Source organism: Myxococcales bacterium (genome assembly GCA_016717005.1).
GTDB lineage: Bacteria > Myxococcota_A > Polyangia > Haliangiales > Haliangiaceae > UBA2376.
The window spans coordinates 1-19,947 of the sequence record JADJUF010000049.1; the positions used below are offsets into that span (position 1 = coordinate 1).

14 protein-coding genes and 2 pseudogenes are annotated in these 19,947 nt (G+C 72.9%); 8 read left to right on the forward strand and 8 right to left on the reverse strand.

Features of this window, described 5'->3' with window-relative positions:
* Positions 1 to 950: 950 nt before the first annotated feature.
* On the forward strand, positions 951 to 1,094 hold the full coding sequence (locus tag IPL61_39145) for a hypothetical protein (GenBank protein ID MBK9037200.1): 144 nt from the start codon (positions 951 to 953) through the stop codon (positions 1,092 to 1,094).
* 488 nt (positions 1,095 to 1,582) lie between these two features.
* Here IPL61_39145 and IPL61_39150 read toward each other — a convergent pair whose 3' ends face one another.
* Positions 1,583 to 1,822 (reverse strand): hypothetical protein, encoded by a 240-nt coding sequence (locus IPL61_39150; GenBank protein ID MBK9037201.1) that lies wholly within the window; start codon positions 1,820 to 1,822, stop codon positions 1,583 to 1,585.
* 28 nt (positions 1,823 to 1,850) lie between these two features.
* On the opposite strand from IPL61_39150, the gene IPL61_39155 reads away from it, so the two are divergent.
* Complete coding sequence (locus IPL61_39155; GenBank protein MBK9037202.1) at positions 1,851 to 2,216, forward strand: hypothetical protein; 366 nt, start codon at positions 1,851 to 1,853, stop codon at positions 2,214 to 2,216.
* Positions 2,217 to 2,254: 38 nt separating this feature from the next.
* Here the strand turns inward: IPL61_39155 and IPL61_39160 are convergent, their stop codons facing one another.
* Entirely contained in the window at positions 2,255 to 2,524 is a 270-nt protein-coding gene (locus tag IPL61_39160) for a hypothetical protein (protein ID MBK9037203.1), read from the reverse strand.
* A gap of 898 nt (positions 2,525 to 3,422) precedes the next feature.
* Between IPL61_39160 and IPL61_39165 the strand changes: the two genes are divergently transcribed.
* Together IPL61_39165 and IPL61_39170 are read left to right on the forward strand one after the other, a co-directional pair.
* Entirely contained in the window at positions 3,423 to 3,554 is a 132-nt protein-coding gene (locus tag IPL61_39165) for a type II toxin-antitoxin system RelE/ParE family toxin (GenBank protein ID MBK9037204.1), read from the forward strand.
* A 2,971-nt stretch (positions 3,555 to 6,525) separates the two neighbouring features.
* Complete coding sequence (locus IPL61_39170) at positions 6,526 to 6,756, forward strand: hypothetical protein (protein ID MBK9037205.1); 231 nt, start codon at positions 6,526 to 6,528, stop codon at positions 6,754 to 6,756.
* Between the two features lie 392 nt (positions 6,757 to 7,148).
* Here the strand turns inward: IPL61_39170 and IPL61_39175 are convergent, their stop codons facing one another.
* The 3 genes from IPL61_39175 to IPL61_39185 form a co-directional block, all read right to left on the reverse strand.
* Positions 7,149 to 7,631 (reverse strand): helix-turn-helix domain-containing protein, encoded by a 483-nt coding sequence (locus IPL61_39175; GenBank protein ID MBK9037206.1) that lies wholly within the window; start codon positions 7,629 to 7,631, stop codon positions 7,149 to 7,151.
* A 280-nt stretch (positions 7,632 to 7,911) separates the two neighbouring features.
* Positions 7,912 to 8,274 (reverse strand): hypothetical protein, encoded by a 363-nt coding sequence (locus tag IPL61_39180; protein MBK9037207.1) that lies wholly within the window; start codon positions 8,272 to 8,274, stop codon positions 7,912 to 7,914.
* Between the two features lie 67 nt (positions 8,275 to 8,341).
* On the reverse strand, positions 8,342 to 8,545 hold the full coding sequence (locus tag IPL61_39185) for a hypothetical protein (protein ID MBK9037208.1): 204 nt from the start codon (positions 8,543 to 8,545) through the stop codon (positions 8,342 to 8,344).
* A 661-nt stretch (positions 8,546 to 9,206) separates the two neighbouring features.
* Here IPL61_39185 and IPL61_39190 point away from each other — a divergent pair.
* A complete protein-coding gene (locus IPL61_39190; protein ID MBK9037209.1) occupies positions 9,207 to 10,922 on the forward strand; it encodes a hypothetical protein in 1,716 nt (571 codons plus the stop codon).
* A gap of 323 nt (positions 10,923 to 11,245) precedes the next feature.
* Positions 11,246 to 11,527: a GlsB/YeaQ/YmgE family stress response membrane protein gene (locus IPL61_39195; GenBank protein ID MBK9037210.1), complete on the forward strand. Its 282-nt coding sequence runs from the start codon at positions 11,246 to 11,248 to the stop codon at positions 11,525 to 11,527.
* Positions 11,528 to 11,707: 180 nt separating this feature from the next.
* On the opposite strand, the pseudogene IPL61_39200 reads toward IPL61_39195, so the two are convergent.
* Positions 11,708 to 12,605 (reverse strand): annotated as a pseudogene (locus IPL61_39200) (alpha/beta hydrolase).
* A 68-nt stretch (positions 12,606 to 12,673) separates the two neighbouring features.
* Between IPL61_39200 and IPL61_39205 the strand changes: the two are divergent.
* The gene (locus IPL61_39205) at positions 12,674 to 12,946 is read left to right on the forward strand and encodes a hypothetical protein (GenBank protein ID MBK9037211.1); all 273 of its coding nucleotides are present in this window, start codon (positions 12,674 to 12,676) and stop codon (positions 12,944 to 12,946) included.
* A 249-nt stretch (positions 12,947 to 13,195) separates the two neighbouring features.
* Here the strand turns inward: IPL61_39205 and IPL61_39210 are convergent, their stop codons facing one another.
* Positions 13,196 to 14,203 (reverse strand): RNA polymerase subunit sigma-70, encoded by a 1,008-nt coding sequence (locus IPL61_39210; protein ID MBK9037212.1) that lies wholly within the window; start codon positions 14,201 to 14,203, stop codon positions 13,196 to 13,198.
* Positions 14,204 to 14,269: 66 nt separating this feature from the next.
* Between IPL61_39210 and IPL61_39215 the strand changes: the two are divergent.
* Positions 14,270 to 14,893: pseudogene (locus IPL61_39215) on the forward strand (dihydrofolate reductase).
* Between the two features lie 1,911 nt (positions 14,894 to 16,804).
* Here the strand turns inward: IPL61_39215 and IPL61_39220 are convergent.
* A complete protein-coding gene (locus tag IPL61_39220; GenBank protein MBK9037213.1) occupies positions 16,805 to 19,591 on the reverse strand; it encodes an OmcA/MtrC family decaheme c-type cytochrome in 2,787 nt (928 codons plus the stop codon).
* Between the last annotated feature and the right edge of the window lie 356 nt (positions 19,592 to 19,947).

Below are 19,947 nucleotides of genomic sequence, written 5' to 3' on the forward strand. Positions count from 1 at the left end.
GCTTGCTCATCTCCTCCATCATTCTCCTCGCCCGAGCGTCGCCCACCGGTCGCATCCCACCAGCCTCGCACCCCTGGGTGCAGGCTGCGCAGGCCGGCGAGTCACGCCTTCGAGGATGGGGCGATGTAACTGTCGTCGCTGGGGAGATGTAATTGTCGCTCAACAGCATGGTTGGTGATATCCGTGGAACAGGTTCGAGGGAGGATGAGATGGACCCCAGCGCTCGCCTGGTGTGCCCACGACGAGGGTGTTCACCGAAGCCGAGTAACGCGCCGACGCCGGCATGGTGATCGCGCACACGCGGTGGCGACGGGTAGCGCGATGGTCACGCGTGACGACGGCACCCCTGCTTCACGATCGCGATCCGCCGGCCGAGCCGACCGGCGCGAACGACTGAGAACAGCGCCCGACCGGGCCGTCGCGGAGGAGGAGGGCGTGTGAAGGAGGCGGTCGACGCTTCTCGTCGTGGCTCCCGCAGGTCGACTCAGTGCCGGTTCGCCGCGCATCTGGTGGCGGCCGGACAGGGTCGCCACAGGCCGCGCACGTCGATGTCCCCAACGTCGACGACCTCAACACCGGCCCGACGTCCACGGCGCCGGGGCGCGTTCCGCGATCATGCTTGCCGGGCCTCTTCGCGAGCGAGGCCGCACCCGTCGAGGTGCGACCGCGCTGCAGGCCGGATCACCACGATGGCGCGGTCGCGACCGCGGCCGGTCGCCGCAGGGTGCGTCCTCGTCGGCCTCGACTGGACGACGTCGACGGCAACGCGAGCGACGCCATGGGCTTCGGCCCCCTGCCATCGATGCCGGTTCCACGGGCGCGCCATACTTCGCGATCCGCTGTGGGCCCGGCGGGCGACCCAATCCTGAGCGCGGGGATCCCGCCCACGCCCAGGTCTCGACCACTGGTGTCCTTCCTCGACGCCGATCACGCGGTCGATCACGACCTACGTGAAGCTGTGGGCACAGACCGAGGAGACCGTCGCGGGTCTGATGGTCGCACCGCCGGACGACGCGAAGGTCCACCGCAAGGTCGCGTCCGTGCTGAGCGAAAGCTTCGGCGAGCGCGATCACATCCGCCGCGCCGTGAGGTGATGCGCCTGGTCACGAGCCGGCCGGCGATGTTCGTGTCCCGCATCGGCGTAGGCGGCTCGAGCAGCGGCGCCACGGCCTCGCCCGAGTGTGATCGGCGCGTCGGCGTCGTTCGGTTCTCCGCCCGGGGATGACGCCTTCTGGGCACACCCGCGCGCGGTCCCTCATGACCCATGCCAGTCGCGCGCGGGCCTGGTCCAGCTCGCGCGCGACGCGCTTCGGCGATCGATCGGCGCTTCTCCCGAACACGGCGTCCATCCGGCGCACGACCACCGAGGCGACCGCGTGGATCGCCCTCGTGACGAGTCGTGCCCGCGCTGACGAGGCGGCGGACGTCGCCGCCGTCTCTTCCGGGCTCGCCGGCGGCGACACGGTTCTCGACGATCACGTGCAGGGGCGGTGTAGAGGCCGGGCCGCGCCACCGTGTGCGTGATCGGTGAGCCCGGCATGGTATTGCGGGCCGCCTGTTCGCGCCGACGTCCTCGGCGGCGCTAACTAGGTGCGACGGCGCCGGCGCCTCGTCGGCGTCGTACACCAGGGCCGTCCTGGGCGCCTCGCGGACCGGCAGCCCGAGCTCGCGCCGGCCAATCGAAGAACCCGGGGGACGGCTCGGCATAGCGCGTGACAACCGCTCGCGTCATCACCAGCGCCGCGACGCGCCGCTTGCCGGCCGCGGTCCGCGTCGCTGCTGCAGGGGGCTTGCCATCGAGCGCCGGCACCGGCTCGTCCATCCAGCGGTGTAGTGGTCGCGCAGGCACGGTGACCGACGATCTCGGCCGCGACCTCGGGGGTACCCCCGCCGAGGTCGGCGCGGACGGCGATGTTGCGCGTCGGTCGCGCAGCGCCGCTCTCCGGGTCCTGGAACGTGTCGGCGCGGTGCGCCGCCAGCTCCCCGAGCGTCTCGATCAGGCGCGACAGGCGCGAGCCGCGCGCGCGAGTTCGTCTGAGCACCAGCTCGCCATCGGCGACGCGCAGCTGGCCCAGGACGGTCGGTCCGTGGGCGAGCGGGGGTTCGGCTCGCGATCGAAACCACGTCATCGAGAGATCGCAGCCGTCAGGTCGTCGTCGTCGATCTCAGCGACGACCAGCCGCGCCTGGACGGCCGCGCCGTCGCCGACCGTGTGAGTGCGCGGCGCAGAAGACGAGCGGCTCGCCGTGCGTCGTCACCAGGGGCTGGCGCTCGCAAGAATCGCGACGGCCTCCGCGAGCGCGTCGAGCGCGACGTCGGCGACTTCGGCAACATCGGCGGCCTGCGCTTCACCGCGCAGCGCGTCCAGTTCGTCGGCGAGCGCGGTCGCGACCGCGGCGACGTGCGCCGGCGGCACGCGCATCGACGCGCCGGTCAACTCGAGGTGGTCGCCCACCGCCATGACCCACGCGAAGATGACGTCCTCGCCGGGCCGGAGCGTGCTCGCCGTCAGCTCGCGCACCATGATCTCGCCGTCGCCGAGTCGATCGCGCGGGTAGGGCCAGCGCCGACTCCACCGCCACGACCTCCGAACAGGACGCCCGCGCCTGCCGGGAGCGCACCGAGTGCGGCGACCTCGCCGGAGGAGAGATCGCGCCCCGTGCGGCGATCAAGCGATCGACCGCACGCCGGCGGTCGCGATCGCGCGCGCCGTACCCGACGAAGCCATCGAGCACTGGGCCCATCCACTCCGGGATCCGCCGTCGTCGCGCGCGCCCCACCCTCCCGACTCCCGCGATCATGTCGCGCAGGAAGGCGAGCGACCCGCCGGGCCTCGAACTCGCGTGGCGCATGACGAACGCCATCAGCTTGTCGGTCGCCGCGGCGTAGTCGTCCGCGCGTGAAGGCGCGCGCTTGGTTCGCGCGCACCACCGCCAGCCCGCCGAGCCAACGGCAACCGGGTGGGCACGCGATCTCGCCGAGTCGGTGCCGGCCGCAACAGGGCGGGCAGATCATCCGCCGAGCGCTGGACAGTCGCGCTTGCCCTTCGCTCTGCGTCACAGTGGAGGCAGCTCGCCATCGCGGTGGCGTATGCCGGGACGGCAGGGACGTCAACACCGCCGGGATCGGCTCGCGGCCGGATCGTCGACGCCTTCGCGGCGGGGCTGGCGACGACGTGGTGCTGTTCGCGCCGCGCCTCCGCCGTGCGCGCCATCACGACCGTGGGAACTGCACAGCGCGCCATCGATGAGCCGTCACCACCGGCGCCCCTCCGTGCCCGCCTCCGCCGCGCGGCGGCCCACGGTCGCGGGGCACAGGCGTTGCACGTCCTCAGGCACCGCGCCTGTTCGACCGCGAACTGGACTCGATGATGGACCTGCGGAGCACCAACCGATGCTGGGCAGGCCAACCCGCCGCGATCGGTGGGCGACGTCCGCGTCGCGGTCCTGCATCGTAGCCGCTACCTCGTCGCCTACCGAGTCCACGAGGCCGAGCGAGAGGTCTGGATCGTCCGCGTCCGCCACGCGAGCCGCCGGCCACTCGCGCGGCGATAGGGTCGAGCGAACCGAGGTGGCAGCGGCGGAATGGCGGACGTCGCGCATCGCGGGCGGCACCCTCGGCCCGACGGGCGCGGCGACGCCGGCGGGCGGACGGCGCCGCGGTTCGCGACCGCGTGCGGCGCCACGGTCATGGGCCTGGGGGCGGACGGCCCGGTTACCCAGTGGGTAACCGCGCCTGTGTCCAGTCGCGGCCTTGCGCGCGCGCGTTTACCCAGTGGGTAACAACGGTGCGCGCATCCGCTCGACTTCGTTGACCGGCCCTTACCCACTGGGTAACGGCGCCGCGTGAGAACTGGCGCTCCGGACCGGGACCGTCCCGGACGGATCGTCGACGCGTCCACGGTGCCCGCCCCTCGGCCCGCCGGCCCACGCAACCGCCGGCGACAGCGGTCGATACCTGCGTCACGATGCCCACGGACTCCCGACGCCCGCCGCCCACCGGCTCGATCGCGCGGTTCGCCGACGCGTCCCGTCCATCACCACCGCCGCCTGTGGATGCAGGCGCCGCCGCCCCGAAGACGGGAGGATCGATGCTGCTGATCGCCGCGCTGATGGCCATCTTCACCGCGCTGTTCGTCACGTCGCTGGGACGGACGCGGCCGTGGAATTCGGTGGTGCTCGGCGTGCTGGCGCTCGGGTGCGTCGGGTGGACGGTGGCGGCGGTGATCGCCAGCCACGAGCCCTCGCCGTCGAGGCGGCCGAGCTGGGAGCCGCCCGCGTACCGGTCGCCGCCCCCCGGCGCGCAGCCCGCGCGCGACGACGCCCCGCTGATCGGGGCCTCGAACCAAGCCCGGCGCCGACCGAACCCGCGGATCGCGACGAGCTCGAGGCGGCGGATCCCGGGGACGTCACCGACCTCGGGCCGGCGAGCGCGGGCTGGGCCATGGCCCTCCCGGCACGGGCGACTGACGACGTCGCGGTCGCGGTCGCCGCCGATGGGCGCGTCGGCGTCGCGGTGGCGTTCGCCGCGAGCGACGTCGGGTGTCGCCGCTGGGCGCGGGGCCCGCCGAGCCGGCCAACGGCGACGGGCCGCTGTTCGCGGTCGTGGTCGGTGGCCCGGCGGCGCCGCCGGCCGTCGGCGTCGGCGCCGGCCTGACCACCATCCGCGGCGCCACCTTCGTCGGCGACGGATTCGTGCTCGGCGTCGGTGGCGCCGCGCGCGTGCGCTGGGCGGGCCGTGCGGTCCGGCTGCCACCGCAGACCCTCGCGGTGCGCGTCGATCCCGCCGGCGCCCGGCCGCTGGCCGCCGCCCCGCTCAACGACGCTCGGGTGGTCGGCGCCGTCGGGGACGTGCTCGTCGTCGCGGGTCGCCACGAGGCGCGACCACGGCTGATCGGCGCGCGCGGGCGCGCCGTGGCGTGGCACGTCGACGCCGACGTCGACACCGACACCGACACCGACACCGACACCGACACCGACACCGACACCGACGCCGACACCGACACCGACGCCGACACCGACACCGACGCCGACACCGTCGACCTCGCCGCCGCGCAGGTGTCAGCGGGGCAGCTCGTCGCCTGCCTGGTCGCGCGCGGCCCGACGCTGCGGCTCGGCGGGGCGCCGGCGATGGCGCTCGCCGACGCGGCGCCGCAGGAGGTGGCCGCGTGGATCGACGGCGCCAGCGGTGCGGTGGTCGCGACCCACCGGCTGGGCGCCGCCGGTGCCCAGCCGTGCGCTGGCTTCACCGCCGGGAGCGGGGGCGCGACGCGCCTCACGCGCGGCGACCACCTGCTCGAGGCCGTCGCGGCCACGGGCACCCGCGCGTCGATGGTCGAGCGGTTCTCGCTGTTCGAGTTGATCGGCGTGAGCTCCGATGGGGCCGGCGCGATCGCCGTGGTGACCCACGAGCGCCGCGCGGCCGTGCGCGTCGTCGACGTCACCCGTGGCGTGGTCGGTGGCGCTACCGGCTGCCTGACGGCGTCCGCGTCGATCGCGCCCTGCTGGCCGGGACCAGCGTCGTGCTGCTCGGCCGGTACCGCGGCGCGGTCACCCTCGCGACCGACGTCGCGCTGCCCGCGACCGCGGACGGGACCGCCTTCGTCGCCACCTTCACCGTGCCGTGAGCGGCCGCGACGCGCCGGCGAGGTCGAGCGTGGTCGACTGCGCCTTGCCCGTGGTGGACTTCAGGCGCTTGGCGTGGCGCGCCTGGATCTTGCTCAGCGTCTCCGGGTCCGGCATCGCGGTGCTGTTCGCGCCGCGCCTCCGCCGTGCGCCATCACGGCAGTGGGAACTGCACAGCGCGCCATCGATGAGCCTTCACCACCGGCGCCCCTCCGGCGCCGCCTCCGCCGCGTGGCGGCCCACCGTCGCGGGGCACAGGCGTTGCTACGGCCACCATGCGCGCCTCGTCCCCGCCTCCGCCCCCGCGCCTCCGCCTCCGCCCCCGTCCCCGCCCCCGTCCCCGCCTCCGCCCCCGCCTCCGCCTCCGCCCCCACCGCTGCCCTCGCCGCCCTCGCCCTCGCCGCCCTCGCCCTCGCCGCCCTCGCCCTCGCCGCCTGCGGCGAGGACCCGCTCGAGCCGCCCGAGCCGGCCCCGGCCCCGGCGCACTGCGTCCAGCCGGACGTCCGGCGCGCGATCACGGTGGAGGTCAGCGGGACGATCGTCGACTTCACGACCAGCCAGGCGGTGCCCGGCGCGACGGTCGCCATCACGACGGCGTGGGACACCGACGGCGACATCCCCGCGGACGACTGTCCGCTGCTGGCGACCGCGACGACCGACGCGGAGGGCCGGTTCGGGCCGGTCGCCGTCTACGCGGGGGCCGGGACGTTCTTCCCGATCATGCTGTTCCGCGTCGAGGGCGGCGGCCGCGCGCTGACCCTGTCGGACAACCGCGCGTGCTCCAACGGCGCGTCCGACCCCTGCCGCCTCGATCACACGATCGTCGCGCCGGCGGCGACGCTCGCCGCAGTGGCGCGCCGAGCTGGCCAGCGCGTTCATCACCCTGCGCCCCGGCGCCGACGTGCGCTTCGTCGACGCCAGCCGCGGCGGACTCACGCCGGCGACCGACCTGGTGACCAGCGCCGCCGGCGTCGCGGTCATCGGCACGATGGCGCTCGGGCCGGCCGGGCCGGCGACCGGGACGATCGGGATCGGTGGGGTGCGCGCCGCCGAGCAGTGGGTGTCCACCGGCTCGCTGATCGTGCCGGACGCCATCTTCGTCGAGGACCGGACCGCCTCGCCGCCGATGTGATGCGGCGCGGCGGCGCCGGGCCGGCAAGTACGTCACCGCGGCGGCGACCTGCCCGCGCGCCCAACCACGCCCTTGGCTCGCGCTTGGCCGTGCTGCCGTCGTCCCATGCACTCGGTGAGCGCCAAGGTGGTGGAGGGAAGGTGGTGACGCGCGCCAAGCTGCCGGAAGGCGCGAGGCTGACGGTGGTCGTCCGGGTCCGCCACGCGAGCCGCCGGCCACTCGCGCGGCGATAGGGTCGAGCGACCCGAGGTGGCCAGCGGCGGAATGGGGGACGTCGCGCATCGCGGGCGGCACCCTCGGCCGATGGGCGCGGCGACGCCGGCGGCGGACGGCGCCGCGGTTCGCGACCGCGTGCGGCGCCACGGTCATGGGCCTGGGGGCGGACGGCCCGGTTACCCAGTGGGTAACCGCGCCTGTGTCCAGTCGCGGCCTTGCGCGCGCGCGCGTACCCAGTGGGTAACAACGGTGCGCGCATCCGCTCGACTTCGTTGACCGGCGCTTACCCACTGGGTAACGACGCCGCGTGAACAGGGCCCTCTCCGGCCCAGGACCGCCCCAGCTCCGCCGATCAGCGCGGCGCTCGGGCGGCGGCGGCGCTGGAGCGCTCGCAAGCGGCGCAGGTGGACGCGCACGGTCTCACGGGCGATGCCGAGCCGCGCCGCCGTCTCGTCGAGCGTGGCGCCGTCTCGGAGGCACAGCGCGGCGACCGCGCGCAGCCGCGCGGGCAGCCGGGCCGCGCGCTCGACGAAGGCGAGGGCTCCGCGGTGTCGCGGCGGTTCGGCCGCACGGCGGGCGGCGTGGCCCCGACGTCGAGCATGCGCTCGCCGATGACGGCGATCACCTCGCGGTACCGGAGCTGGTGCTGACGGAGCCAGGCCTCCAACGCCTCGGGGTCATCGAAGAGCGCACGAGCCTGCCTGGGTGCCAACGCCGCCAACGCCGGATGCATGCACCCACCCTGGCATGGGGTCGCGGCGCGCGCCCGTCTCGAGGCGGCGCGGCGACCGGTCCACGCAGCGACGCGCGCCGCCTCAGGGTCCGCGCGGGGGCGCGCCCCGCACCATCGTGAAGCGGCCCTGCCACGGCGGCCCCTGGCGCAGGATGGGGCCGTGCGCGGTGAGCGTGGCGGTGCCGATCACCTGTCCGCCCTGCTCGTCACCCTCGAGCGTCAGGAACTCGTCGCCGCCCGCGCTGCGCCACGGCGAGCTGCACGTGCGCCCCGGTGCGCTTACCGGCCAGCGTCGCGCTGGCGCGCATGAACGTGTCGCCGTAGGCCCAGGTGCAGGTCCCGACGAGCTCGGCGGCGCTCAGATCGATCGCCACGTCCATGACGACCTCGGTCCAGACGAGGCCGTGCTGGCCCAGGCCACCCTCGGTCTCGAGCGGTGGATCGAACCGGAGGGTCCACGCCTCGGCGTGCGGGGCCGGCGGGCTCGACGGTTCGGTCGCGCGCGGCGCGTCGGCGCGCGACGCGCACGCGGCGAGCGTCACCAGGGCCGTGAGGAGCAGCGTGCGCATGATGGTTGGACACTACCGCACGCGTCGGCCATGGGGCGATCACGCGCGTGCACGCGACGCCCCCCGATCAAGGTCGTGGGGAGCAGGGGCTCAGCGCGGCCTCGACGTCGGCGACCCGCGCCTCGGCGACGAGCTCGCTCCAGCCCGCGCGCTCGGCGGGCGCGACGCCGGTCCTCGCCTGGGCGCGCTGGGCCTCGGGGCCGAGCTCCTCGCCGGTCCTCGCCCGGGCGCGCTGGGCCTCGGGGCCGAGCTCCTCGCCGACGCAGCGCACGTAGCGCTCGCCGCCTCGGCGGCGCCGGCGGTACCTCCAGATCCCAGCGTCCCGCCCAACGGCGGCGCTGGCGCGGTTCCGGAGCGGCACGGTGGTTGCTCTAGCCACGCAGGATGAACCTTCACATCTACCGGCTGCTGGTCCCGGCGGCGTTGCTCGGGGCGTGCGTGACCTCCGATGAGCTCGCGACGGACACCCTGTCCTCGGCCATCGTGGTCGCGCCCCTGTGCGCGGCGCCCTGCACGGTCACCGTCAACCTGGACGGCTCCTTCACGCCGCCCAACGTGACGGTCAATGAAGGCGAGAGCGTGACCTTCGTCGCGGCGAGCGGCACGCTGCGGACGACCGACGCGGTGGTGCGGGTGTCGCTCGCGGAGATCCTGGCGGCGACGACGACGGCGTGCTTGCAGACGAACCGAGCCTACGACATCTCGCACGTCCTGCCGGGCGACGACAACGAGCTGACGGGGCCACTTCGTCGCGGGACGTCTGGCATCTATGCGCTCGGTCCGGAAGAGGCCGAAGGTACTACGAAGGCACGACCGCGCAGACGTGCGATGACATCGCGCTGGCCGCCGGTGGCACGCTCCCCTCAGCCATCGAGACCTGGGATCAGGACGGCGACGGACTCGAAGACCCGGTCATCGTCGGCACCGGGAAGTTGTGCCGCAAGTTCCTCCGGCGCAACGGCAAGGTCGCGAGCTCCAACTCCCCCTACATCCTGCAGAGCACGTGGGACAACCCGGACGTGACCGGCGGCGTGGTCCGCATCAACTGGCGAGATCTCTACAAGGAGACGGCGCCGGGCCCTGGCGTCTACGTTCACGACTACACCAAGCTCGACACCGAGCTCGAGAATGCCGCCCAGCGCGGCAAGCTCGTCTTCCTCGAGCTGCTCGCCGGCGCCGGCACCCCTGACTGGCTGTTCAGCGAGACGCCGTCACAGGTGGCCGGCTCGCTGCCGACCATCGACAGCTCGCAGACCGAGCTGGTCGCGCGCTCGGTGCTCCCGATCGAGACCCAGGACTTCGGCACCTCGGGCAGCTACGTCGTCGACGCGACGCATTGTGGCTACCCGAAGACGATGGGCTCGCCGGGCGACGCGAACTACCAGGCCGCGATGATCGCCACCATCGACGACGTCACCGCGCACATCCGCGCCAGCGCGACGCACTTCCAGGCGCTCGGCAGCCTCAAGGTCACCGGCCTCAACTTCCTCACCGGCGAGATGCGGCTGCCCAAGCGGTGCCTCAGCCACGCCGACCCGGTCAACGCGAGCTGCTACTGCAATACGCGCATCTGGGCCACGCCCCAGGACTGGGCGAGCGCCGTCAAGACCACCGTCGACAACTACCGCTACGTCGGCAACGGCGACGCGCCGGCGACGCCGGTCTGGGCCGGCGGCTACACCGAGGCCAACGCGCAGGCGTTCATGACCGCGGTCGAGAACGCCATCTTCATCGGGCTCGGCCGCCGCACGACGATGCACTACATGTTGATCCAGGATGGGTTCCCGAAGGTCACCGATGCCACCCACTACGAGGAAGAAGACCCGCTCGCGCCGGTCGCCCCCAACCTGGGCTATCTCGAAGACTTCGACCACCAGACCAACCTCGCGCTCGAGAACGGACGAAACGGCCTCTTCCGCACCGGCGTCGACCCCGACGCGCCATCGCTCTTCTCGGCGATGAACGCCTCCCCTCGGGCCGCTGCCCGTCGACCCCATCACGGGGCTGCCCGACCCGTACAACCTGGCGACGGTCGGGTGCAAGCAGATGCTGGCGACCGCGCTCGTCAACAGCAAGCGCCGGGGCGTGCTCGCGGCGCCGGTCGCGAACCCGTCGCTGGGCGCCTTCAGCGGCGCCGCGGTGGGTGCCCGAACAAGTGGGCCAACGTCGAAGGTCGCCGCGGCGCAATCACGGGGTACCAGACGAAGAACGACATCGCGAACTCCGACGAGCTCTCCTCCGCGCTGTGGAACGAGACCCTCGACACCAACGCGGTGTTCCTCGAGGTCTACGAGCTCGCCCTCTGGCGCGCGCTCCAGGAGCGGGTCTCGCTGGGCCAGACCTACCTGAGCACGTCCGCGGCTGGATATGCCGACATCCCCGAACGGCAGAAGAGCCTCGCCGATTGGACCGCCGAGCTTCACGCGCGTCGGCGCACGATCGCCAACGACGTCAGCAACGCGAACAATCGCCACATGAAGGATCCGTTCCCCGACAGCTACACCTTCCACTTCAAGAAGAACCTGAACCCGGCGACGGTGCTCGCGGAGAGCTACTTCTTCATCAACCCGGCGGGACGCTGCACCCATCCCGGCGCGCCGCGAAGCGGCAATCTCAACTACGGCCAGGTGACGGTCCTGGCGCAATAGCCACGCCGCGCCGTGGGCGCCAGGCTCACCATGGCACCGCGCCGGCGTCGTCGAAAAGCCGCCCGTCGGGCCGCCGGCGGGCAGCGTCGCGAGCCGCGCGATGATGGCGGCGCCCTGCGCGACGGTGCGGAGGCCCTGGTAGGCGTTGAGGTCGGTGGCGACGTAGCCGTTCTGCGACCAGAGCCCGCTGCACCGGCACGTCGTGCGCGTGGTGGGCTGCACGCCGGGGACGTACGCCGGCAGCCGACGGCGCGCGCGCGGCCCGCGGGCGCTGCGCGACGGCACCACTGGCGCGGCCTGACGATCGTGATTACTGAGGCCGCATGTCCATCCTCTGGGTCCTGTTCATCGGTGTCATCGTGGGCGCGTTCGCGCGCCTGCTGATGCCGGGGCGTGGTCCGGCTGGCCTGCTGGTCACGTCGCTGCTCGGCGTGCTCGGCGCGGTGACCGCGCGCCTCATCGGCGTCGCGGGCGGCTGGTATCGCACGAACGAGACGGCGGGCTTCGTCGCCTCGGTGCTCGGCGCGATGCTGCTGCTGTGGATCTACCGCGGGTACGCGCGGCGCCGGGCTGCGCGAGAAGCGCGCGAAGCCCAGCGCGCCTGAGCGCGAGCAGCGCCGCGCGACGCGGGGCGAGGATCCGCGGCGCCGGCGCACCCATCGATCGTGCGTGAGCAAGCGAGCGTGTCGGTGGGCACGTAGATCCGCGTGAACCTGGACCGGGTGACCGGTGCCAAGACACTGGCTCAGGCCCGGCTGCGCGATCGGGGGGCCCGTAGCCACTCCTCAGCCCCCTGCCCCCCGCCGCGCCTCCAGCAGCGCCTCGAGGATCTCGGTACCGTGCGTCCATAGCACCGAGCCGCCGGCGCCCGCCACGACGGTGCGCGCGGCGCCGGGGATGCGGCGCGCGAGCGAGGCGCCGAAGTCCAGCGAGTGGAAGGGACTCGTATCGCAGCTGCCGTACCAGAGGTGCACGGGCTGGCGGAGCTCGTCCGGGTCGAACGGCCAGCGCTGCATCGCCAGGAGCGTGTCGCGCGCGTAGCCGTCCGGCCCTTGGGCGAAGCCCTCGTCGAGGGCGGACGCGAAGGCGGCGGCGAACGTCGGCTCGAGGTAGACCGCGCGGTCCACCTCGGGGCTGCGGCTGCTGACCATCTCCTGCAGCGTCGCCGGCGTCATCATGCCGCGGAACAGCGCCTCGGCGGCGAGTGGGTCCGCCTCCGCAAGCTCCACGAGCTGCCGGACCTCGGGCGGGAGCATGCCGCGCAGCACCGGCCCCGCCAGCTCGTCGGTCCCCGAGACCACCGCCACCGCCGAGACGGCGTCGGCCGCGGCGCACGCGAGCGCGAGCGGCGCGCCCTGCGAGAACCCGATGATCGCCGGCCGCGCGAGCGCGAGCGCCGCGGCGAGCGCGCGGACGTCCGCGGCGGTGTCGAGCAGCGTGCGGCCCGGGTCCGGATCCGAGCCGCCGAGGCCCGGGCCGGTCGAAGGCGATCAGCCGACACCCAGACGCTCGACCGCGCCGGCGGCAGCCTGAGCAACTGCTCGTGGCCGCGCCCGGTGAGAACAGCACCGGCGCGCCGTCCGCAGGGCCCCACTCAGACCACGCCATCTTCCGCTCCGGCGCCACACGAGCCGCGCCGCGCCGGGCCGGTGCGCTCGGGCTGCCAGGATCTTGCTCGGCCATGCGATGAGCCTAGCTTCGGGCGGGGCACGGTCGTCGCACGCGCGCACGAGATCGCCTACGCTGCCGCGATGCTCCGCTGCTCGATGCCGTTGTTCATGTTGCTGTTCGCCTGCGGCGGCGCTTCGTCGCCCGCGTCGTCGCCCGCCGCCAAGGCCCCGGAGGCCCCCACCGCGTCGCCCGCGGCAGCGCGCCCCGCCGCCAAGGCCCCGGAGGCTCCCGATCGCGACTATCAGGAGGCGCTGCGCTGCGACGAGGAGTGCGAGACCACGGAGGAAGGCGACGCCGACACCGTCGAGGCGTACTGCCGCGAGCAGTGCGGGCTGCCGCCGCGCGAGCCGTGATCCCGCGGGCGGCGTGATGGTCGCGCCTTCCCTCCCCGCCTCGTGCAGCTCGTACTAGTGCGCCGACCGGGTGACTGTGATCCGTCCACGGCGTCGAGGCGCCCCAAGGGCGAGGCGCAACGACGAAGGGCTACTGCCTGTAACTCGAGGAGTTGGAACGAAGCCCATGGGGATGGATCGGCAGGGTTCCCACAGGCGCGAAGCGACCTGAAGGGATCGTGGCGGGTTCAGAATCATCCGGTCGGAGCACTAGGCGTCGAGCACGGCCGGGAAGCCCCAGGCCGCGAACAGCTCGGGCAGCACGTAGGTCGTGAGCTCGACGATGCGGCCGTGGGCGTCGAGGGACAACGCGGTGAGGCAGACGGAGTGGTAGCGACCGTCGGGTGCGCGGACATACGCCAGCGCCGCGGGCTCGCCGTTCATCGGCGCGGGCACCATCTTGTAGCGGCCCGGGCGCGGCTCGCCGTCCCAGGTGCCGGGCGACCGCATCGTCGCGACCACCGCGTCCTTGCCGTCGAGCCAGTACTCCCAGGGCGGCATGTTCATGACCGCGTCGGTCGCGAGCAGGGCGACGAAGCCATCGAAGTCGCCGCTCTCCCACGCGCGCACGAAGCGCTCGACGACCTCCGCGTGGCTCGGCGCGAGCACCGACGTCGCCGGTGCCGCGCGCGCGATCGTGGCGCGGGCGCGCTGCAGGGCGCTGTTGATCGCGGCCTCGGTGGTCTCGAGCATGGCGGCGACCTCGACGACGCTCCAGTCGAGCACGTCGTGGAGGATCAGCGCGGCGCGCTGGCGCGGCGGCAGCACCTGCACGACCCGCACGAGCGCGAGCCGGACGCTCTCGCGCAGGCGCGCGGCCTGCTCAGGGCTGGGCGCCGTCGGCAGCAACGCGTCCGGGTACGGCTCGATCCACGCGATGTCGGCGCGCGGCGCGGTCGTGGGTGGCCCCGGCGCGATCGACGGGCTCACGTCCTGCGGGAGCACGCGGCGCGACCGCACCTTGAGCAGATCGAGGCAGGTGTTGGTGACGATCCGGTACATCCACGCGCGGAAGGTGCCGCGCGGCTCGTAGGTCGCGAGCGCGCGCCACGCCTTGAGCCGTGATTCCTGGAGGGCGTCGTCGGCGTCGTGGAAGCCGCCGAGCATGCGGTAGGCGTACGCGTGCAGCTCGCGGCCGAGCGGCTCGACGAGCGCACGAAACGCGCGCTCGTCGCCCCCGCGGGCGGCCTGGACCAGGGGATCGAATTCTTCGCTCATGGACCGATGACCGGCGGGCGCGCCCGTCGTTTCACGACCAGACTACACGGCGAAAGGCCCGTACAGATGAGCATCGCGTTCTTCAGCGTCAGCGTCTCCCTCGACGGATACCTCGCACCGCCCGGCATGGACCTGGCCCACGCCGGCGATCCGACCTTCGACGACTGGGCGGCCCAGTGGAGCAAGCTCCAGAGCTGGGTCTTCCCGCTGCGCTTCTTCCGCGAGCGGTTGAAGCTCGGCGACGGCGGCGAGACCGGCACGGACAACCAGATCGTCGAGCACACGTTCGCGCGCACCGGCGTCAGCATCATGGGCAAGCGCATGTTCGAGCTCGGCGAGGCGATGTGGCCCGAGGAGGCGCCGTTCCACACGCCGGTGTTCGTGCTGACCTCGCAGGTCCGTGCGCCGTGGGTGCGACCCGGCGGCACGACGTTTCACTTCGTCAACGACGGCATCGCGAGCGCGCTGCGCCAGGCGCGCGCGGTGGCCGGCGACCGCGACGTCCGCATCGCCGGCGGCGCCGACGTGATCCAGCAGTACCTGCGCGCGGGGCTCGTCGACGAGTTCGCGCTCGCGATCTCGCCGGTCATGCTCGGCGGCGGGCGCCGGCTCTTCGAAGGCATCGGCCGCGAGGTCGGGGTCGAGCTCGTGGAGACCATCCCATCGCCGCGCGTGACCCACGTGCGCTACGCGCGCGCGCGCGGTGAGCCGCGGCCGGACCTCGAGGTGCGCCCCGACCGGAACCGCGGCGGATCCACGTCGGCGGATCCCGCGGCCCGCTCGCGCGCTGCCGCCGCCGGGGTAGCGTCGGGAGGACGCGCCCCGGACGCGTCCGCGGCGTCGACGCGAGCGACCTGCGCGCACGACCAGCACGCCGACGCGGTCGCGGATCGCGCGGTCACGGAGGGCGTCCGCAGCGTCAGGCCCGACGCGCCCACCGACCGGCCCGCGCCTCAGAAAAACGAGGAAGGTCGACGCGCGCTGCCCCATCGGATGCCGTCGGACGGCCGCAAGAAACGTCTCACCGGGGCGGCGGCCAGGTACAATTCCACTGGGGTGTCCGAGGTCGCCGAGAATACTGCGCTCGCCGAGCTGCTCGGCGCGATCGCCGATCGCAAGATCCGGCGGAAGGTCCAGAAGTTGCTGCAGCTCGGCGAGGAGGCGGTCCGCGCGCTCGGCGAGCTCGACACCGCCATGTACGCCCACGAGGACGGTGAGGCGCAGATCCAGATCGTCGCGGACGCGGTCCTGAGCCACTTCCGCCGGCTCCTCGAGATGCTCGGCGTGCTGGCGGGCGAGGCGGCCGCGCCGGGGGCGCCCGACGGCGCCGCCCCCGAGGCGCCGGCCCGGACGTCGTCGCCGCGCATCATCGCCGTGCGCAGCATGACCGACGAGCAGAAGTGGCGCTCGCTCATCGGCGAGATCGACACGCTCCAGTACGGGCTGAGCTCGGAGCTGCGCGAGTTCGATCGCCGCTTCTCGGACGCGCTGACCCACGACCGCATGGAGCAGGCCCTCGTCGATCTCAACGACGCCACGTCCGCGCTGATGGACGGGGTCTTCGCGGTCATGGCGAGCGTGTACGAGTGCTTCCTCGGGCACGCCGAGCCCGAGCGCATGATCCCGGGGCACCGCGACACCCTCGGCAAGGGCCTGGCGGTGCGCCGCGCGGTCGCCGAGCTGCGGCGCACCGTCCGCCGTCTCAATCGCACGATCCAGGACCGCGCGACCGCGCCGGCCGCGGCCGAGGCGAACTACCGGAGCGTCGTCGCGGTGATGGTCGACTTCATCGAGCGCGACGTGTTCTTCTACCTGCGCTCCGACACCCGCAAGGAGTTCCTCCACGTCCGCGAGGTGCTCGAGGCTGGGGACGCCGCGCGCAATCGCAACGACTGCGAAGGCTTCGACAAGTATCTCGACTCGCTCGCGTTCCTGTCCCAGCGGGGCGTGCTCATCAAGCACGACACCGACCTCAAGGCCAAGATCGCCGCCGAGCTCGGGCGGGCCCTGGCCTACGCGGCGGTGCTGCCCGACCTGGTGTGCGAGGTGATGCAGGAGGCCTTCGTGAAGGCCGAGCGGCTCTTCGGCCTCAGCGACCAGATCGACGCGATCGTCCAGCGGTGGTCGGCGTTGCCCCCGGCGGCCCAGGGCGACGCCGGCGAGGTCGTGCCGCTGGCGCGCGAGCTGCTGGAGCTGGTGCGGCCCCCGGCGAGCCCGACCGCCCCCGCGAGCGGCGAGTTCTTCTGACCTGATCCGGCGGGGGGCGGTGTCGACCCAACGTGGTCAGGCCGTCGCGTCCGCGAGGGGGCCGGCGAACACCAGCAACGTGGCGATCCGGCCGTCGGTGTCGAGCTCGCCGGCGTCGAAGAACTCGACGCTGGGTCGTGCCGACGGCGTCGATGACGCTGGTCACGCGGAACCCGAGCACCTGCGGATCGGCGAGGACGCGCGCGATCATGGCCTCGACGCCGGCGCGCCCGCGGATCACGGACGACCGCGCGACGAGCCGGCCGTCCTCGGCGAAGCAGCCGAGCCCCGAAACGACCGAACCCCGCCGGGGGTGACCCGACGGGGCTGGAGGACGACCGTGGCGCTATGGGGCTAGCGCTGGTGGACCTCGCCGATGGCGGCGGTCCGGCCGGGGCCGTGGCAGATCACGCACTGCTCCTGCGTGCCACCGGCGGGGACCGACGAGCGCGGTCCGTAGAAGATGCCGCCCATCGCCTGCATGTGGTTGAGGGCCGGGGTCGAGTCGTGGCAGGCCGAGCACGCGCCGGTGATCGGCGACAGGACCAGCGTGGTCGGCGCCGCCTCGGTGGTCGCGCCCGTGCCCGCGTTGAACGAGAACCCGCCGCCGTAGTTGGTCACGCCGTCGGAGACCACGTACGGCGAGATCGTGTAGTAGGTCGAGTTGACCAGCGGGTCGGTGTTGTAGACGCCGGTCGCCACGGTGGTCAGCGGCTCGTTGGCCAGCGCGGTCAGGTTGGCGGCGTTGGAGAAGTCGTAGGTCCCGGGGACGTGGCAGGTCGTGCACGTGTTGAGGGTGCCGGGGAACTCGACCTCACCGAAGCCAGCGCCGACCGCGGCCGCGTGCCAGGTGAACGGGGTCGTGCGCTTGCGACCGGCGTGGATGGCGTGGAGGAAGTACTTCGAGCCAGCCGACCAGCCCGAGCTGGTGCGGTTCGGGTTGTGGCAGAACGAGCAGGTCGGCCCGTCGTTGCGCTGCCCGGCGTGGAAGTTCGGCTCGACGCCGAGGGTGCCGTGGCACGCCTTGCACTTGGCGTTGTCGACGATGGCGCGGCGGCCGGTGAAGCCGGTGGCGGTCTTCCAGACGTTGGGCGCCGGGACGCTCAGGCCGCCCTGGGCCTTGCCGTCGGCGGGGACGTTGGGCGTCCACGGGAAGCCCATGACGTTGGTCTGGACCAGCGGCGGCGTGCTCGACAGCGAGTAGGTGTACCCGACGCCGCCGGTCAGCATCTTCGCGGTCGCCGGGATCTGAACGCCGGTGAGCTTGATGGTGTAGTAGCCGGTCGCGTCCGGGCCGGCGATCGTGCCGGCGCCGGTGCCGGTGGCGCTGCCGTCCCAGATCTTCTTGATGTAGCCGCTGGCCGACGCGTTGAAGTCGGTCGGCGACGCGTTGCCGTCCTGCGGCACCGCGAACGCGAAGTACACGCTGGGCGAGCCGACGAAGTTGGGCATCAGCTCGGTGACCACGCCGGCGCTGTAGGTCTGGAACACCACGTCGGTGCCGTTGCGCTTCAGCTTGAACGTGATCTGCGGACGCTTGATCGCGCCGTCGAGCCAGGTGTCGACGCTCTTCAGGTCGTAGGTGATCGTGTCGGCGCCAGGCGGGACGTAGCCGCCCGCGGCCACGTACGACGCGTTGGTGTTGTTGTTGGTGCCGCCCGGGAGCCAGGCGTTGGCGGGGTCGGGCTTGGCGACCGGGACGTGGTACTTGGCGACCGGGAACGGGCCGGCCGGCCCGTGGCACGTCGCGCACGTGTTGTCGCCGGTCTGGGGGCCACCGAGGTGGTTGCACGGGAGCGGCTTGCCGTCCATGCCATACACGACCGCGCCGCCGGCGCCGCAGGTCTGCGCCGCCGCGCCGGTGAACGACACGTAGTCGTGGCAGCCCTGGCAGGCCAGCCGGTTCTGGACGGTGTGCGACTGGGTGCCTTGCGTGGCGCTGCCGTGGCAAGCGTCGCACTGGCGGATGTCGCGGGGGTAGGTCGCCTCGATGCCGTGGAACAGGTTGGCGGTGGCGACCTGCGCGCCGTTGTGGATGCGGTGGATGAACGACGCCGAGTCGGCCAGCGGGTTGCTGGTCCGCCCGGGGTTGTGGCAGGTGTTGCACATCGTCGGGTCGACGCGGCCGCCGCCGTGGAACGCCGCCGACGTCGTGGTCTCGGTCTTGAACTTGGCGTGGCACCCGCTGCACGAGTCCGGCGACACGATCTCGCGGACCGTCGGGGCGCCGGCGCCGCTCGGGACGAAGTAGTACGGCTCGTTGGCGGCGTAGTAGGTGTTGGCGTTGATCGTGTAGAACAGATCGGTCTGCCGGGTCACCTGGACCCAGACCACGTGGTTGTCGGCGAGGTGGGCGGCGTCGTAGGCGACGGCGCGCGGCCCGTTGGCCGTGTCGGTGGTCGGGAAGACGTACTGGTACTCACCGGCGCCGCGCCCGATCTCGGTCAGGGTGCCGTGGCCCGCGGCGGTCCCGGTCGGGTTGTACTGGCCGGGCGTGCCCGCCGGCACCGAGGTGCTCGCGGTCTTGGTGTACATCGTGAGCGGCGAGACGATGTCGCTGGCGCTCTTGGTGAAGTAGCCCATCGCGAAGCGCGGCTGCATCGCGGTGTTGATCGAGTAGACGCCCGCCTGGCCGCCGGCGCCGATATCGAGCGGGAAGCCGCGGTCGTCCCTCATGTTGAAGCGGACCGTGACAGGAGAGGTCGTGCTGACCGACTCGATCTCGACGTTGACGCCGGTGCTCGGCGACAGCGCGCCGCTCGGCCCGAAGTTACACACGTACGACGTCGCGGCGGCGTTGACCTCGCTGGGGTCGAGCGTGCCGTCGTCGTTGACGTCGACGCCGGTCTCGATGCGCACGCCGCCGAACGGGCAGTGCATGCCGGCCAGCTCCTCTGCGGTCGTGACCAGCGAGCTGTGGCCGCCACCGCCCGGGTCGCCGTCGCACACGTACGAGGTCGAGGTGACCTCGCTGGCGTCCAGCGTGCCGTTGTCGTTGGTGTCGACGCCGACCTGGACCACGACGCCGCCGTTGGCGCAGTTGGCCCCCGGAGGCTCGGCCGAGGTCGTGGCCAGCGCGGTGTGGCCGTCGCCGCCGTTGGGGCCAGGGTCGCCTGTACAGGCGAGTAGCCCGACAACCATCAATCCGAGTCCAAGTGGTCGCAAGCGCATGGCAAACCTCTCCACGATGTTTGCCCCGACGTGTGCAAAACCTACACCACCCAGGCGAACCCTTCTTAGGGCCGAAATTTCGCCGGTCCTTGGCCATGAACCGCGCCGCCGCACCAGATCGCCGGCAATTCGCCGCGCATGATCCGATGCGCGCGCAAGGTGTGCGGGCGATCCGGCGTGGTGCGTCAATGCACCGGCCGCCGCCGCGCCGGAATACGGCTCAAGGCTGGATGTCCCGGGCCACGATGGGGCCCGAAATCCTTTTGATTTCAGATGGAAGAACGTTCGCTGAGGGATCGCGCCGAGGCTGCGGACGAGCGCGTCAC

What these genes read in the sequence shown, in the direction of transcription:
- IPL61_39180 (MBK9037207.1), bottom strand. Translation starts at nt 8,274, where the DNA reads ATGCGCACGCTGCTCCTCACGGCCCTGGTGACGCTCGCCGCGTGCGCG.
- IPL61_39210 (MBK9037212.1), bottom strand. Translation starts at nt 14,203, where the DNA reads ATGAGCGAAGAATTCGATCCCCTGGTCCAGGCCGCCCGCGGGGGCGAC.
- IPL61_39195 (MBK9037210.1), top strand. Translation starts at nt 11,246, where the DNA reads ATGTCCATCCTCTGGGTCCTGTTCATCGGTGTCATCGTGGGCGCGTTC.
- IPL61_39150 (MBK9037201.1), bottom strand. Translation starts at nt 1,822, where the DNA reads ATGGACGAGCCGGTGCCGGCGCTCGATGGCAAGCCCCCTGCAGCAGCG.
- IPL61_39160 (MBK9037203.1), bottom strand. Translation starts at nt 2,524, where the DNA reads ATGGTGCGCGAGCTGACGGCGAGCACGCTCCGGCCCGGCGAGGACGTC.
- IPL61_39220 (MBK9037213.1), bottom strand. Translation starts at nt 19,591, where the DNA reads ATGGTTGTCGGGCTACTCGCCTGTACAGGCGACCCTGGCCCCAACGGC.
- IPL61_39205 (MBK9037211.1), top strand. Translation starts at nt 12,674, where the DNA reads ATGCTCCGCTGCTCGATGCCGTTGTTCATGTTGCTGTTCGCCTGCGGC.